Origin of the sequence: Anaerofustis stercorihominis (assembly GCF_024623185.1) — a bacterium.
GTDB lineage: Bacteria > Bacillota > Clostridia > Eubacteriales > Anaerofustaceae > Anaerofustis.
Window position 1 is genome coordinate 165,112 of the sequence record NZ_JANJZK010000001.1, and the last position, 15,800, is coordinate 180,911.

Here is a 15,800-nt window from a genome sequence, read left to right on the forward strand (position 1 = left end):
TTATTCTAATTATTGTAAGTAATGTTTGTTCTTCCTACTCATATAATTTATCGGATAACGTTGCGCACATAACCGCTTTTATTGTATGAGCTCTGTTCTCTGCCTCATCGAATACTTTTGAATGTTTGCTTCTAAATACCTCGTCTGTTACTTCCATTTCTTTAAGACCATATTTTTCGTAAACATCTCTTCCTACTTCGGTGTTTAAATCATGGAACGATGGCAAACAGTGAAGGAATATAACATTTTCGTTGCCTGTCTTTTTAAGCATTTCCATGTTTACTTGATAATCTTTTAAAAGTTCAATTCTTTCCGCAAATTTGTCTTCTTCTCCCATTGAAACCCATATGTCTGTATATATGGCATCACTGTCTTTAACCGCTTTATCAATATCATCGGTAATTAAAATCGTGCTGCCGTTTTCTTTTGCTATTATTTCCATTTCCTTAACCAGATTTTCATCAGGCCAAAGTGATTTTGGTGCCGCCGCCGCGAAATTGATACCAAGTTTTGCACATCCAATCAATAATGAGTTTGAAACATTGTTTCTTGCATCTCCGACATAGGTAAGTTTCATATCATTATTATTATCTTTATTTATATGTTCATACATTGTTAAAACGTCTGCCAATAGTTGTGTCGGATGATATAAATCCGTAAGTCCGTTCCACACGGGTACACCTGAGTATTTTGCTAAATCTTCAACGGTTTCCTGTTTGAATCCTCTAAATTCAATACCATCAAACATTCTTCCGAGAACATTTGCGGTATCCTCAAGAGATTCTTTCTTACCCATTTGAGAGTTTGTTAGGAATGTTACATGTGCACCTTCATCGTAAGCAGCCGTTTCGAATGCACATCTTGTTCTTGTGGAAGTTTTTTCAAACAATAAAACAATATTTTTGCCTTCCAGCAAGTCTCCTTTTTTTCCTCTTTTTTTCTTGGCTTTTAGTTCTTTTGCCAAATCCAGTAAATATTTTATTTCCTCAGTTGTATAATCTTTGAGTGTTAAAAAACTTCTTCCTTTTAAATTTATGCTCATTTATTCCTCCTAAAAATCTATATCTTCTCTTACCAAAGGCATGCTCATACATCTTGGACCGCCTCTTCCTCTAACTAATTCGCTTCCTTCTATAGAAAGTACTTTAATGCCGTTTCTGTCTAAAATTTCATTGGATATTTCGTTTCTGTTATATGTTATGACCACTCCCGGTGAAATAGCCAATGTATTTGTACTGTCATTCCATTGTTCCCTTGCCGAAATCACACTGCTGCTCCCTCCGCTTTTGATGAGTTTTACACTTGGAAGATTAAGTGCTTTTGCAAGTGCAGTTTTTAAATTCTCTTCGGCTTCGTATCTAAGTGAAGATTTTCCGCCTGACGTAATGGTGATGACTTCTATATCATTTAAAATATTAGGGAATATTACAAACTTATCGTAGTCTACCATTGTAAATACAGTATCAAGATGCATAAAAGCTCTTTCATGAGGTATTTTAACCGCTAAAACTTTTTTTACTCCGCTGTTTGAGTTTAATAAGTTAGAAGCGAGTTTATCTATCCCCTCTAAAGATGTTCTCTCGGAAAATCCGATTAGTACACATTCTTTACTTAGTATAAGTACATCTCCGCCTTCCAAACTCATTTTTTCTTGTTTATTGTCGAAGTAAACAGGTGCGCCTGAAAAGTCGGGATGGTATTTATATATAAGTCTTACAATCAGACTTTCTCTCCTTCTTATAGGTGTTTTCATCCTGCTGAGTGCAACGCCGTTTTTAATCACTACACCTACATCTCTCATGAAATAAAGATTTGGTATAGGTTTAAAATAGTAAGGGTATTTATCCTGCATATAATCGGATAATGTCACTCTGCTTGATTTGACTTCACTTTCGCTGAGTCCCGCTATTATACATCTTATAAGTTCTTTGTTGTCTAAACTTAATAAGAACTCTCTTAGTCCGTTTATTGTAATACTGTCATACTGCACTTCTTCCAGTGCTAATTCTACAAGTTCTTTTTTAGCTTCTGCGTTATTATTTATTACTTCCAGCAAGCAATCTGTTACATATAATACTTCGGTACCTGTTTCTTTTAAAACTTTAGCAAAACCATCATGCTCTTTTCTCATTCTGCTCATCCAAGGAATATCATCGAATAATACTTCCTTCAAGTCATCGGGAGTAATCCTGTCAAGTTCAAAGCCCGGTCTATGAAGCAAAATCTTTTTTAGTTTCCCTATTTCACTGTTAATTGATAATTTATCCATAATAACCTACTTTTTTATAATTTTTTTGTTATAATTATTATAATGTGTTTTTAATATACACTGAGTGCATAATATCAAGTTATATATTACCACATTATGCCTTTGTAGTAAAATAAATAAATGAAAAATATTATCATATAAAGGAGAAATTTAATGTTTCCAAAAATAAATATCGACTTACACGGGATTAGCGAAAATACAAAAAGAGTATGTGATAAATGTAAAAATATTGGAATAAATGTGACTGCTATAACAAAAGTATTTTTAGCAGATGAAAATATAGCGGAATGCTTGGTTACCGGAGGAGCTACCGCTTTGGGAGATTCAAGAATAGAAAATCTTAAAAATTTGGGATGCTTTAATATGGAAAAGTGGCTGGTGAGAATCCCTATGGAGAGTGAAATCGAAGATGTTATAAAATATAGTGATGTGTCGCTTAACAGCGAGATAAAGACAATCAGACTTCTTAATAAAGAAGCGTACAAGCAAGATACTACTCATAAGGTGATTTTGATGGCTGATCTCGGAGATTTAAGAGAGGGGTATTTCAGTACAGATGATTTGCTTAGTGATGTAGACAAAGTACTTCAAATGAAGAATATAGAGCTTTACGGGGTAGGAACAAACCTTACCTGCTTTGGTGCCATTATTCCTCGCCCCGAAACATTACAAAAGTTAGTTAAAATAAAAGAAAGAATAGAAAACGATTTTGATATAGAATTAAAAGTAGTTTCCGGAGGAAACTCAAGCTCATATACTTTGGTTGATAGGGGCGAGATGATTGACGGTATCAATAATTTGAGGCTTGGAGAGGTAATACTCCTTGGTAATGAGACCAGCTACGGGACTCCTGTAGAGGGACTTCATCATGATAATTTTATTTTGGAAGCACAAATCGTTGAACTAAAAGAAAAGCCCTCGGTTCCTATAGGTGAAATCGGAATAGATGCTTTTGGGAATAAACCGGAATTTGTAAATAAGGGAACGATGAAAAGAGCAATAATTGCCGTTGGTAAGCAGGATGTAAGGATCGATGGGATGACTCCTGTTGACAGTAATATTGAAATCCTTGGTGCAAGCAGTGACCATACTATCCTCGATTTAACAAATGTGGATAAGATATATAAGTTAGGTGACACTGTTTCCTTTAAATTGGATTACGGGGCTACTCTTGCGGCAATGACGAGTAAATATGTCGAAAAAGAATATGTTGATATATAAAATAAAAAAAGAACACTCTTGTGTTCTTTTTTATATAAATTCGACCATAACTGTATTGGCAAAATCCAAGCCTTTATAAGTAAGTTTAAAATGATTGTTTTCTATCATTACTAAACCTTGCCTTTTGAGCATTTCGATTTTATCATTATAAATATCAGTGAAGTCGATATTGAATTTTTTGTTTATTTCATCGATATCGATACCTTTTGTTTTCCTAAGTCCAAGCATGATATAATCACCGATGAGCTCTTCTTTGTTTAGTTTGTTTTCTTCCTTTATAGGTAATATTTCATTATTTAAATCAGATATATATTCTTTAATATTTGATTTATTTGTTTTTCTTGTATTTTCATTAAATCCCGAAGCATTACTCCCAAAGCCTATATAATTTTCAAAGTCCCAGCAGCTCATATTGTGTTTGCTTTCATAGCCTTTTTGGGCAAAATTTGAAATTTCATACTGTTCATAATCGTATTCGCTTAATTTGTTTATGCAGTAGTGATACATTGTCCTGTCTAAATCATCATCAATAATGATATTATTTTTTTTATAATTATTATATAATTTTGTTCCTTTTTCAAGTATCAAAGAATATGTAGATATATGAGTAGGGTTAAGCATAATAACTTCTTCGAGACTGTCCATAAAATGGTTTAATGTTTCATAGGGAAGTGAGAACATCAAATCTACATTTATATTGTCAAACCCGGCACTTTTGCAAAGTTCATAAGAGGATAAAAATTTTTCAAAAGTGTGTATCCTTCCTATTTCCTTTAATGTATTGTTATTTGCGGATTGAAGTCCCATACTTATCCTGTTAAATCCCGCTATTTTATAATTTTCAAGCTTTTCTTCCGTTACACTTTCCGGATTTGCTTCAATAGTGATTTCTGCGTCTTTTTTTATGTTGAATTCACTTTTCAATATATCCATTATATCAGTTATGTATTTGCTGTCCACATAACTTGGGGTACCGCCGCCAAAATAAACAGTAGAGATATCGCTACTGTTTATTTCATTTTTTCTTAGGATTATTTCTTTTTTAAGTGCCATATAATATTCATTTATAAAATCTTCATTATTTGCAAATGATGCAAAATCACAATAGTAACATTTGTGTTTGCAAAAAGGTGTATGAACGTATACAGATATATTATTCATCTAGTTTTAATACTGCTGTAAATGCTTCCTGAGGTACTTCTACTTTGCCTACTTGACGCATTTTCTTTTTCCCTTCTTTTTGTTTTTCAAGAAGTTTTTTCTTTCTTGTTATATCACCGCCATAACATTTAGAAAGTACATCTTTTCTAAGTGCTCTTACGGTTTCTCTTGCGATGACTTTTCCTCCTATTGCAGCTTGAATAGGTATTTCAAACATCTGTCTTGGGATTTCTTCCTTTAGTTTTTTAACTATTTGTCTTCCTCTCGTCTGTGCTTTGTCTCTATGAACAATAAAGGACAATGCGTCGACTATTTCCCCGTTTAGTAATATATCCAGCTTCACAAGGTCTGCTTTTCTGTAATCCAGTAGTTCATAGTCTAGTGAAGCATAACCTTTTGTCCTCGATTTTAAAGTATCAAAGAAATCATATATTATCTCATTCAACGGTATTTCATATTTTAGGTTTACTCTGTTTTCATCTATATAATCCATGGTTTTATATATTCCCCTTTTGCCTTGGCATATTTCCATGACAGCCCCGACATAATCACTGGGAAGCATTATATTTGCGTCAACGAAAGGTTCTTCCATAAAACTGATTTCCGGGATAGGAGGCAGATTGGTAGGGTTGTCTACTTTTAATTTGCTTCCGTCGGTCTTTGTGACATTATAAATAACACTTGGAGTAGTCGTCACTATATCCAAATTATATTCTCTGTCGATTCTTTGCTGGGTCACTTCTAAATGAAGCAGTCCTAAAAATCCGCATCTGAAACCAAATCCCAATGCAACAGAAGTTTCCGGTTCATATAATAATGAAGCGTCGTTCAATTTTAGTTTACCGAGTGCTTCTTTTAAATCTTCGTATTTACTTCCGTCAGCCGGATAAATTCCGCAGTACACCATAGGAGTGATACTTTTATATCCAGGCAGAGGTTCTTTTGCAGGATTTTCTTCATTCATTATTGTATCGCCGACTCTTGTATCCGCAACATTTTTAATACTCGCGCATATATAACCTACATCTCCGCTTTCAAGCTTATCAGTAGGGGTAAGAGTACTTGTAAATATACCCACTTCTTCCACTTCAAAAGTTTTTCCAGTCGCATAGAATTTTATTTTTGTACCCTTTTTTATTTCTCCGTCTACTATTCTTGTACTTATTACAACACCTTTGTATTGGTCGTAATAAGAATCGAAAATAAGTCCCCTTAATGGTTCTTTGTTTTTCTCTTTAGGAGGTGGAACATCTCTTACTATTGCTTCCAATACATCATCGATATTTAAACCTTCTTTTGCGGAAATAAGAGGAGCTTCGTCTGCGGGAAGACCTATATAATCTTCGATTTCTCTTCTTGCCATTTCCGGATCTGCACTGGGAAGGTCGATTTTATTTATTACCGGGATTATTTCCAAATCATTTTCCAACGCCAAATATACATTTGCCATTGTCTGCGCTTGGATGCCCTGAGTTGCATCAACTATTAATATTGCACCTTCGCATGCTGCAAGGGAACGTGAAACTTCATAAGTAAAATCCACATGTCCGGGAGTATCGATCAAATTTAAATAATACTCTTCTCCGTCCTTTGCATGATATACAAGTCTGACAGCCTGAAGTTTAATGGTTATCCCTCTTTCTTGTTCAAGGTCCATTTTATCCAAGACTTGGCTTGTCATTTCTCTTTTTGAAATGAGTCCTGTTTTTTCTATTAATCTGTCGGCTAAAGTTGATTTGCCGTGATCTATATGAGCTATTATACAAAAATTTCTGGTTCTTTCTTGTTTTGTTTTCATTCTTCACCTTTTAAAATAATAATGTTAATAAATTTTACCACAAATTTATCATAAGTAAAAGTATCATAAAATAAAATACGATTTATTTTTTATTAATTAACTAAATGTTAAATTTTTATTGGTATCATAAGTTTTAATTATATTATTTGGTATTTTTATTATTTTCTTTTAAATTTTGCTCTAATTTAATATTTATATATTTAGTTATTTATAATAGGGTATTTAAATATCTGAAAGAATTAGTATAAATAATAGATTTTTATTTTGAACGTTAACTTTATATCCGGATATCCTTAAGTTTAAAAGTTTTTAGAGTACATATTTTGGATATATATTTTTAAAGCGTACTTTAATAAGTTATAATTTGAATATTAGGTTCGAAGTACAACAATTTTAAGATAATTGTTGTTTAAAAGTGCACATGGTATAATTAATAATATAAAAGAACTTTTCAAGGAGGATTATCGTGAGATATATAGTTGATGATAAAAATTTAGATGCAGAAATATTTATCTCTTTTGCAAGTAAAGTCTGGCAGGGAGAATACGATATTGAAAAAACGAAAAAGGCACTAAATAAAACTATCAATATCACAGCATATGAAGATAATAAACTTATTGGATGTATCAGGATATTATCTGATGGTTATTACTTTGGTACGATAACGGAATTATTAGTTTTACCGGAGTTTCAAAATAAAGGTATCGGAAGCAAATTGCTAAACCTTGCAAAAGAAAATTCTCCTACGATGTTGTATTTTGGTGCAAAACCCGGAGTAGAAGAGTTTTATGAGAAGAATGGGTGTGAAAAGGGAATGCAGGCATATATAATTAATAAGTAGTAATTTTAGACATAGATATGTTTAGTTAAATATAAAAATTGTAAATAAATATTATTTGTTTAAATAAAAAGGAATTATAAAAATATAATATTATGTTATATTTATCATTCTTTAATAAAGGGAAAAAGTCTTATTATATGGTTTTATAAGTAGAGAAAGATTATTTAAGTGATAATAATGATTATTTATATATTATTACTGAAAAGGAAATATTAATGTTGCTTATATAAGTAATAGATTACATCTATATTAAGATATTATATAGAATAATTATTTAAATTATTTATTTTCTAAGAATTATGAAAATATTGAAGTTTTTATTAATCAAATATAATATGTTTTACATATTAATTATCTATAGTTGAGTTTAATTGACTTTTATTTTTTCTTATGATAAGGTTTACTTAACGGCATTATGAAACATATCAATAAGTATTAAAACCTTATTTAATGGGATTTTAGATAAATAATTCAGAGCGAAAAATGATTAAGTTCATTTAATAAATTTATAGGAGGTAAAATAATGGGCTTTCATAAAGAAAATGATTTTAACTGGGAAGGTATAGAAAAAGTAGATTATAAGACTGCTTCTACAGACGGACCTATAAGTTTCAATAAGACAGATAGGCATACATTGGTAGGTGACGGACAAAGTACTTCTTTTCATACCAGATATTTTGAATGTGACGGAGGAGGGTATTCTTCTCTTGAAAAACATGCACATGTCCATGTTGTAATTGCGGCAAGAGGAAATGGTGTGGTTATAGTCGATGATAAAGTTTATGAAGTAAAACCTCACGATCTGATTGTTATTCCCCCTTGGGCAAAACATCAGCTTGTAAATGCTTCCGAAACAGAGCCCTTTGGTTTTTTCTGCATAGTAGATGCCGACAGAGATAGATTTCAAACTCTTACTAGAGAAGAAGTGGCGGATATGAAGAAAAATGAAAAAGTTGCAAATGCAATCAGAGTCCATGAAAAATACTGGGGTTAAGATATGGCTATTTTAAAGTATAGCATAAAAGCAGAAAATGAAGGATATGCCAAGACCAGAGTTAAAGCTAGAAACTTCGAATTTATTATTGACGAACCTAAAAACGCCGGAGGAGAAGACGCCGGTCCCACACCTGTGGAATATTTAATAGGTGCTTTGGCAGGATGTCTTGGAGTGGTATGCAATAAAGTTGCAAAAGAAATGGATATTAAAATAAACTCTCTTAATATCGATATAGAAGGTGATCTTGATACTGACAAGTTTGCGGGTAAAGATACTGATAAAAGGAGCGGATATAGGGAAATCAGAGTGAATATAATCGCAGATGTCGATGCAGACAGTGTTAAGAAATATCAATGGATAAAAGCAGTAAAAGAAAGGTGTCCGGTGAGTGATAATATCTCTAATCAAACTCCTGTTAAAATCAAACTTTCATAAATAGATGTATATGATTTTAAAGTATTAACCAAATACAATAATAAGCTAAATGAGTATTTTTAATCAATAATTTCTGAATTTATGTTTATTAAACTAAAAATTATTAAAAAATTAAAAAAACATTTGCAATATAGAAAAAAAAATAGTATACTTATTAGGCTACGAATATAGTGAAGAATATAAAATTATTTTTTTATATAATAATTTGTCAAAAGGGGTGAAAGAGATGAAAGAAGCAATACATCCAAAATATGGTAAATGCAAAGTAACTTGCGCTTGTGGGAATACTTTTGAAACAGGTTCTGTAAAAGACGAAATTCGTGTTGAAATTTGTTCAAAATGTCATCCATTCTATACTGGTAAACAAAAACTTGTTGATACAGGCGGTAGAGTTGATAGATTTAAGAAAAGATATAATATGGACTAAATATAATATAGAAGGAGGCATTATTTTATGAAAAGAACGTTTCAGCCAAATAATCATAAAAGAAAGAAAAATCATGGTTTCAGAAGCAGAATGTCTACTCCAGGCGGAAAAAATGTAATCAGAAACAGAAGAAAAAAAGGTAGAAAACAATTATCTGCTTAGATATTAACTGCTAGGGCTACTTAATGTAGCCTTTTTTTATATATGATAGGATTAAATCATGCAAAGATTAAAAAACAGTATTGATTTTAAAAAAGTTTACAATAATAAAAAATCCATTGCAAACAGGCATTTGGTGTTTTATACTTTAAAAACCGAAGGTGAAAGCAGGATTGGTTTCTCGATTAGTAAAAAAGTCGGCAATGCGGTAAAAAGAAATAAAATAAAAAGGCGTCTTAGAGAAATTTCTAGGTTAAATGCATACCAAATAAAGGACGGCTATGATATAATATGTATTGTCAGAGTTTATGCTAAGGATATTGACTATAATACCTTGAACAATTCTTTTTTACATTTGGTAAAAAAATCCGGACTGATTTTGGGAGATGAGTATAAAAATGACAAAGATAATGACCGGGATAGTTAAATTCTATCAAAAGAATTTATCCGGACTTAAAAGACCTTGTTGTAAGTATATTCCAACGTGTTCAAATTATGCACTTGAGGCTTATGAAAAACATGGTTTTATAAAAGGCACTATTTTAAGTGTCTATCGAATTCTTAGGTGTAACCCTTTTTCAAAGGGGGGCTATGACCCTGTTCCCGAGAAATTTCTATAGGAGGAAAAAAGGAAAGTATGTCGTATTTATATATGCTATTTGGTAAAGTATTGCTTTTTATCTATAATTTCGTCGGAAGTTATGGATTATCGATTATTCTTTTCGCTTTATTCGCGAAATTGATACTTTTACCGATATCATACAAACAAATCAAATCAACACAAATTATGAAAGTAATCAATCCTGAAGTACAAAAGGTTCAGGAAAAGTATAAGAATGATAAGGCGAAACAAGGGGAGGAAATGTGGAAGGTATATGAGAAATACCACTACAATCCTATGAGCGGATGTCTTCCGTTATTCCTTCAGTTTCCGATTATCATCGGTTTATTTGGGGTAATCAGACAACCTGAAGCTTATGTTTTTATTGATGGGATGAAACATGTGTCCATGTCATTTTTATGGATAAAAGATATAAGTGTTTCTGCACTGGATATTGCAAAAACGAATGGATTTGCACTTCCTACGTTTCTTGCTATGATTATTCCGCTTATAAATGTCGTTGCTACATATATACAACAAAAGCAGGCAACTGCAAACCAAGCTGCCGATATGGGAGCAAGTATGCAGATGATGAATAATATGATGACATTAATGATCGGCTGGATGTCACTTACATTTCCGGGAGCTTTATCAATTTATTGGGCATCTACTACTATTCTTGGAATATTGCAAACGGAGATTATGTATAAATTTATGCCGGTTACTGCTGAATCGCTGCATGTTAAACCAGTGAGTAATTATACGGAGGTACCAAGTGGAAAAAAGAAGAAAAAGCGTAATAGGAAAAGGTAAGACTATAGAAGAAGCTGTTAGCGATGCTTTAAATAAGATAGGAGCTAAAAGCGAAGATGTAACTACTAAAGTACTCGAAGTACCTACTTCCGGATTTATGGGTATAGGTGCAAAAGGTGCCAAGGTAGAAGTTACTTTAATAGATAAATCAGATGAAATTGCAAAAGACTTCTTAAAAGACGTATTAAAGACCATGGGTATTGACGCTTTGATTTCTGTGGATTTCGATGAAGAAAGTAATAATATGTTCATTAAATTAGATCTTGATAACATGGGGATTTTGATCGGTAAACATGGACAGACATTAGATTCACTTCAGTATTTGACAAGTCTTGTTGTAAATAAAAGTTCTGAAGAATACATAAGAGTTATTTTAGATATAAATAACTACAGAGAAAAAAGAAAGACTACTTTGGAAAATCTTGCTGACAAGCTTGCAGATAAAGCTATCAGAAGAAGAGAAAATGTAGAACTTGAACCTATGAACCCTTATGAAAGAAGGATTATTCATTCTTATCTGCAGGGAAGAGAAGATATAACCACTTATTCTGTGGATGAAGGTATAAATAGGCATTTGATAATAGAATACAAAGGTTAATTAGAATGCTGCTTAAAGCAGCATTTTTTATTTTATCCAAAAATATTTATTCTCATGTTACCTATAAATTTAGTCCTATAAAATAGTACTGTCAAATTATGATAACTGTATTGAAAACTATTTATATTATATGTATAATCATGTATAATTCTGCCAGAAAAGTAAAGAGGCTCTGCATGAGTAATAAATTATATTTAAATAAAATACTGACCATATCATCTTCAAATAAAATTGATTATTTATATGATGAAGTTTTTTTTGTTAATTATTTTATTTTGAGACTAAAAAATTATAATATGGCTGATAAGGTGGTAATTGAAAAGTATAATAAAAACGGAGACGATGAAAATTTATATTCATATTTTATTATAAGTAAAAAGGATAATAAAAAATTATATCCCCGATATATAATCATCATTGACAGGAATGGCAGAGGTGAGGTGCACGTATACGAAGATACATTTTTTATGCATGATGATAAATTGTGTGATAGTATTTCTCTTTACCGAACAATAATGAAAAAAGTATTTGAAATATTTTTTAGAAAGAAGATAAAAGGAGTATAAATCATTATTTATACTCCTTTATATTATTTAATTTTTTTTGTACATATATTTATGAAGTCTTTATTGTTCCTTGTCTTTTTCATTAAATTAATTACTCTTTCCGATAAATCAAGACTATCGAGAGAATTTCTTCTGAGCATATTTGCACAGTTTAATTCTTCTTCATTTAAAAGCAGATCCTCTCTTCTTGCTCCCGATTTTATTATGTCTATTGCAGGGAATACTCTTCTTCTGGCTAAACCTCTGTCGAGTATCAGTTCCATATTACCTGTTCCTTTAAACTCTTCAAATATGACATCGTCCATCCTGCTTCCCGTATCGACAAGTGCAGTTGCCAATATCGTTAGACTTCCTCCGTCTTCGATATTTCTTGCTGCACCGAAAAACTTTTTAGGATAATATAGACTTTCCGGATCCAATCCTCCCGATAATGTTCTTCCGGAAGATGGTACGACTAAATTGTTTGCCCTTGTAAATCTCGTTATGCTGTCCATAAGTATTACTACATCTTCACCGACTTCAACGAGCCTTTTTGCTCTGTCTAAGACCATTTCAGCTGCTTTAATATGATTAGCCGGATTTTGGTCAAATGTAGAATAAACAACATCAGAATCAATGCTTCTTTGTATATCTGTGACTTCTTCAGGTCTTTCATCTATGAGGAGTACGATCAAGTGTATTTTAGGATGGTTTTTCCTTATTGCCTTTGCAATTTGTTTTAACAGGATTGTTTTACCTACTTTTGGAGCTGCTACGATAAGCCCCCTTTGTCCTTTCCCAACGGGAGAGAATACATCTATAAGTCTTGTAGAAATTATATTATTTTCTGTTTCTAAGGTTATTCTATCATTTGGAAATATAGGGACCAGTCTTTCAAAATCTGTTCTACCGACGATAGTTTCCGGGTCTTTGCCGTTTACCTTTTCTACATATAAAAGAGCATCAAATTTTTCGCCTTCGGAAGAAAGTCTAATTTTTCCTTTTACCAAGTCTCCCGCTTTAAGCTTATATTTCCTGATATGCTGAGGAGCCACGTATATATCATTATCTCCCTGCAGATAGTTATTGGTTCTTAAAAAACCATATCCGTCTGAGAGAATATCCAAAACACCTTCATGTGATTCGGAGTATAGGGTCATATCTTTTTCATCGTTTTTTTGAAGTTTCCTTTTTTCTTCTTTTAATATATCACTTGTTTTTCTTCCGTTGACACCTTCCAAGAATAACATAGCGTAATATTTTTCGCCTTCTTTTGGCGGACGAACTTTTCCCGATAAAATATCTCCGCTTTTTATTTTAAACCTTTGAACCTGGCTTGCCGCAACGTAAACTGCGTCTTCCGGTTTTTTCATGTCTTTTGGTCTTAGAAAACCAAATCCTTCCGGAAGGACCTGAACTTCTCCCTCCATGTTGAAACTGTTTGAAATAGGGTCTTTTAATTTGGAATATTTTTTTGTATTGTCATTGTCCTTTTCTAAGATAAGGTCAATAATTTCTGCTTTTTTAAGCCCGGTAGTTTTTTCTATACCAAGTTCTTTGGCTTTTTCTTTAAGTTCTGCGACTTTTAAATTGTTTAAGTCTTCACTATTCATTTGTTACCTCCGAGAAAATGAAACGAATAAAATCATTTAGATGTTTTAAAATAAAATAAATTGTTAAAGAGACTAAATTGAAATAATTCTACTTGATATTCTACTATGGTTAAAGGAATAAATCAATTAAAAGTAATTATTTTTTATTTATTTAATATAATATAAAAAAGACGGAGAATAAAAAAAATGTGGGTTGGGATAACATTTAATAAAATATTGTTTTATTTTGTATTTTTGGTTTTATTATACTTTATAACAAAGAAGTTTATTTTAAAAAGATAAATAGTCTAAAATCCGCGGTTTTTTATATGATAAGCTTTATTTAATAAATAAATGGTTAATATTCTAATGATATTTTAATCAAAAAAAGTGATTTTTTTCTTTAATCTTTCACATAAGAGACAAGAGACTGTCAATATACGGTTATATACTTAAGACTGTAAAACAGATAAGGTTTTACAAACAATTTCCCCTTTAATTTTAGAATGTTATGATTTTCTTTAAAATTAGGAAAAATAATCCTTTATAAGGAAGAAATAAATAACAAAGGAAGAAGACCGAAGGCTGTCACCACATAAGGAGATAATTTGAAAACATTATTGGAACACAACTTATGGGGAATAGCAAAGGCAAAGCCAGCGTAAGAAGCGTTTCTGCTTCTTATGCTGGCTTTCTTTATACCAAAAATAAAATCGCACATTCGCAAAGTGGAAAATCCTTTGCTACACTTTAGGCGAAGGATGTAGGACAGATTTTGCGGACATTTAAAATAAAAAAAGAATGTGGAGGTAACAGACAATGGCAAAGACGATTTTTGAGGAACTGGATGGCAAATACGAACGGCAAGGAGATTATCTAATACCGTGTATAACTTTACCCACCGAAGAAGAACAGCCGATAGGCACATGGGGACAGCGGCATCTGGACTATCTGAAGCAGTACCGCAAAGTTACATACACCAATCTTCTTACAAGCGGCAGACTGAATACTTACCTTGCCGATATTGACAGGCAGGCGCAGGAACGCTTTGAACGGCTCATAGAGGGAATGAAACAGGCACAGGGCATAACGGAACGCCTAAAAGAAGAAAACGCCTTAGAATGGACAGGGCGGCTGGGTAACATAAGGGCTTGTGCAAGGGAGATTGTGGAGGAAGAAATCTTATACACATAACGGAGTAGCGACAGGGTGTAAAGCTCTGTCGTTTTTCTTTTTTGGGGGATAAAAATTTGCGTTTTATGAATTGATATGTTTGTTCAAACGGCTATGGTAGATACCGTGCAATTTGAGGAGAACAGAAATGTTTGAGTATATGACGGCACAGGACGCAGCGGAGCTTTGGGGAATATCGGTAAGGCGGGCACAAAGGCTCTGTAAGGAAAATCGGATTGAGGGCATATTGAATATCAATCGGGCATGGCTCATACCAAAAGGAGCTGTTAAACTTGCCGATGCCCGAAAAAGATAACCCGATAAAGCAAAATTAGCTTCTCCCATTTACCTTATACTGATATGGCAGACGTTAATCAGGATTTTAAAAAGATTCCTTATCTTTATGAAATCTTCAAAAACATCAGCTATTCTTTTTCCATAATCAAAAGAAAGGACAGTACAGACTATGGAAATGATTTTGAAAACAACAAACCTCTGCAAATCTTTCAACGGACAGACGGCGGTAAACAACATATCGCTGAACATTGAAAGAAACTCCGTCTATGGATTATTGGGACCGAACGGTGCCGGGAAATCTACGACGCTCAAAATGATTACGGGCATTTTGAAACCGACCTCTGGGAATATCGAATTTGACGGTCACGCATGGAAACGCAGCGACTTAAACCATATCGGAGCGTTGATTGAAATGCCGCCGCTTTATGAAAATTTAACTGCCTATGAAAATCTAAAAGTAAGGACTACTATTTTAGGACTGACAGATAAGCGGATTGACGAAGCGCTGCAAATCGTCCGGCTGACGGAAACAGGCAGGAAACGAGCCGGACAGTTTTCTCTTGGTATGAAACAGCGTCTTGGAATTGCGGTTGCATTACTGAACAACCCGAAACTGCTCATACTTGATGAACCAACCAACGGGCTTGACCCGATTGGGATTGAAGAACTTAGAGAGCTTATCCGTTCTTTTCCGGCGAAAGGTATTACGGTTATCCTGTCCAGCCACATTCTTTCAGAAGTGCAGCAGATAGCCGACCATATCGGCATTATCGCGGGTGGCGTTCTTGGATATGAGGGAAAATTGAACACAAACGAAAATTTGGAACAGCTTTTTATGGACGTTGCAAAAAACAATCACAGGGAGGGTTAAGG

General features: G+C 32.9%; 20 protein-coding genes. 14 read left to right on the forward strand and 6 right to left on the reverse strand.

What is annotated here, in order from left to right; all coding sequences use genetic code 11:
- Nucleotides 1-34 precede the first annotated feature (34 nt).
- A complete protein-coding gene (argF, locus tag NSA01_RS00890) occupies nt 35-1,042 on the reverse strand; it encodes an ornithine carbamoyltransferase (protein ID WP_257479650.1) in 1,008 nt (335 codons plus the stop codon).
- A 9-nt stretch (nt 1,043-1,051) separates the two neighbouring features.
- Complete coding sequence (locus NSA01_RS00895) at nt 1,052-2,269, reverse strand: arginine deiminase (protein WP_257479651.1); 1,218 nt, start codon at nt 2,267-2,269, stop codon at nt 1,052-1,054.
- Nucleotides 2,270-2,422: 153 nt separating this feature from the next.
- On the opposite strand from NSA01_RS00895, the gene orr reads away from it, so the two are divergent.
- Nucleotides 2,423-3,490 (forward strand): ornithine racemase Orr, encoded by a 1,068-nt coding sequence (gene orr / locus NSA01_RS00900; protein ID WP_257479652.1) that lies wholly within the window; start codon nt 2,423-2,425, stop codon nt 3,488-3,490.
- Between the two features lie 30 nt (nt 3,491-3,520).
- Here the strand turns inward: orr and hemW are convergent, their stop codons facing one another.
- Both hemW and lepA read right to left on the reverse strand, forming a co-directional pair.
- Nucleotides 3,521-4,651 (reverse strand): radical SAM family heme chaperone HemW, encoded by a 1,131-nt coding sequence (gene hemW, locus NSA01_RS00905; RefSeq protein ID WP_257479653.1) that lies wholly within the window; start codon nt 4,649-4,651, stop codon nt 3,521-3,523.
- Nucleotides 4,644-6,449, reverse strand: coding sequence for a translation elongation factor 4 (lepA, locus tag NSA01_RS00910; RefSeq protein ID WP_257479654.1), 1,806 nt, complete (start codon nt 6,447-6,449; stop codon nt 4,644-4,646). The genes hemW and lepA overlap by 8 nt, the downstream gene beginning before the upstream one ends.
- Nucleotides 6,450-6,915: 466 nt before the next feature.
- On the opposite strand from lepA, the gene NSA01_RS00915 reads away from it, so the two are divergent.
- The 10 genes from NSA01_RS00915 (at nt 6,916) to NSA01_RS00960 (ending at nt 11,886) form a co-directional block, all read left to right on the forward strand.
- Nucleotides 6,916-7,290 carry a GNAT family N-acetyltransferase gene (locus tag NSA01_RS00915; protein ID WP_257479655.1) on the forward strand — a complete coding sequence of 125 codons (375 nt, stop codon included), beginning with the start codon at nt 6,916-6,918 and terminating at the stop codon, nt 7,288-7,290.
- Between the two features lie 523 nt (nt 7,291-7,813).
- Nucleotides 7,814-8,284 (forward strand): cupin domain-containing protein, encoded by a 471-nt coding sequence (locus NSA01_RS00920; RefSeq protein WP_257479656.1) that lies wholly within the window; start codon nt 7,814-7,816, stop codon nt 8,282-8,284.
- Between the two features lie 3 nt (nt 8,285-8,287).
- On the forward strand, nt 8,288-8,722 hold the full coding sequence (locus NSA01_RS00925) for an OsmC family protein (RefSeq protein WP_257479657.1): 435 nt from the start codon (nt 8,288-8,290) through the stop codon (nt 8,720-8,722).
- A gap of 226 nt (nt 8,723-8,948) precedes the next feature.
- Nucleotides 8,949-9,149, forward strand: coding sequence for a 50S ribosomal protein L31 (rpmE, locus tag NSA01_RS00930; protein ID WP_257479658.1), 201 nt, complete (start codon nt 8,949-8,951; stop codon nt 9,147-9,149).
- Between the two features lie 27 nt (nt 9,150-9,176).
- Entirely contained in the window at nt 9,177-9,311 is a 135-nt protein-coding gene (rpmH, locus tag NSA01_RS00935; protein WP_007050165.1) for a 50S ribosomal protein L34, read from the forward strand.
- Nucleotides 9,312-9,369: 58 nt separating this feature from the next.
- Nucleotides 9,370-9,735 carry a ribonuclease P protein component gene (rnpA, locus tag NSA01_RS00940; RefSeq protein WP_257479660.1) on the forward strand — a complete coding sequence of 122 codons (366 nt, stop codon included), beginning with the start codon at nt 9,370-9,372 and terminating at the stop codon, nt 9,733-9,735.
- Nucleotides 9,707-9,928 (forward strand): membrane protein insertion efficiency factor YidD, encoded by a 222-nt coding sequence (gene yidD / locus NSA01_RS00945; protein ID WP_257479661.1) that lies wholly within the window; start codon nt 9,707-9,709, stop codon nt 9,926-9,928. Before rnpA ends, yidD begins: the two co-directional genes overlap by 29 nt.
- A 17-nt stretch (nt 9,929-9,945) precedes the next feature.
- Entirely contained in the window at nt 9,946-10,722 is a 777-nt protein-coding gene (locus NSA01_RS00950; protein WP_257479662.1) for a YidC/Oxa1 family membrane protein insertase, read from the forward strand.
- Nucleotides 10,685-11,320, forward strand: a complete 636-nt coding sequence (gene jag, locus NSA01_RS00955) for an RNA-binding cell elongation regulator Jag/EloR (RefSeq protein WP_257479663.1) — start codon at nt 10,685-10,687, stop codon at nt 11,318-11,320. The genes NSA01_RS00950 and jag overlap by 38 nt, the downstream gene beginning before the upstream one ends.
- A gap of 176 nt (nt 11,321-11,496) precedes the next feature.
- Nucleotides 11,497-11,886 (forward strand): hypothetical protein, encoded by a 390-nt coding sequence (locus NSA01_RS00960; RefSeq protein WP_257479664.1) that lies wholly within the window; start codon nt 11,497-11,499, stop codon nt 11,884-11,886.
- Nucleotides 11,887-11,909: 23 nt separating this feature from the next.
- Here NSA01_RS00960 and rho read toward each other — a convergent pair whose 3' ends face one another.
- The gene (gene rho, locus NSA01_RS00965) at nt 11,910-13,478 is read right to left on the reverse strand and encodes a transcription termination factor Rho (RefSeq protein ID WP_257479665.1); all 1,569 of its coding nucleotides are present in this window, start codon (nt 13,476-13,478) and stop codon (nt 11,910-11,912) included.
- Nucleotides 13,479-14,001: 523 nt separating this feature from the next.
- Nucleotides 14,002-14,178, reverse strand: coding sequence for a hypothetical protein (locus tag NSA01_RS00970; RefSeq protein ID WP_257479666.1), 177 nt, complete (start codon nt 14,176-14,178; stop codon nt 14,002-14,004).
- Between the two features lie 98 nt (nt 14,179-14,276).
- On the opposite strand from NSA01_RS00970, the gene NSA01_RS00975 reads away from it, so the two are divergent.
- The 3 genes from NSA01_RS00975 to NSA01_RS00985 all read left to right on the forward strand — a co-directional run bounded on the left by NSA01_RS00975 (nt 14,277) and on the right by NSA01_RS00985 (nt 15,798).
- The gene (locus tag NSA01_RS00975) at nt 14,277-14,651 is read left to right on the forward strand and encodes a TnpV protein (protein WP_016307781.1); all 375 of its coding nucleotides are present in this window, start codon (nt 14,277-14,279) and stop codon (nt 14,649-14,651) included.
- A 127-nt stretch (nt 14,652-14,778) separates the two neighbouring features.
- Nucleotides 14,779-14,946: a helix-turn-helix domain-containing protein gene (locus NSA01_RS00980; protein ID WP_016307782.1), complete on the forward strand. Its 168-nt coding sequence runs from the start codon at nt 14,779-14,781 to the stop codon at nt 14,944-14,946.
- A 150-nt stretch (nt 14,947-15,096) separates the two neighbouring features.
- Nucleotides 15,097-15,798 carry a lantibiotic protection ABC transporter ATP-binding protein gene (locus tag NSA01_RS00985; protein WP_016307783.1) on the forward strand — a complete coding sequence of 234 codons (702 nt, stop codon included), beginning with the start codon at nt 15,097-15,099 and terminating at the stop codon, nt 15,796-15,798.
- The last annotated feature ends 2 nt before the right edge of the window (nt 15,799-15,800 follow it).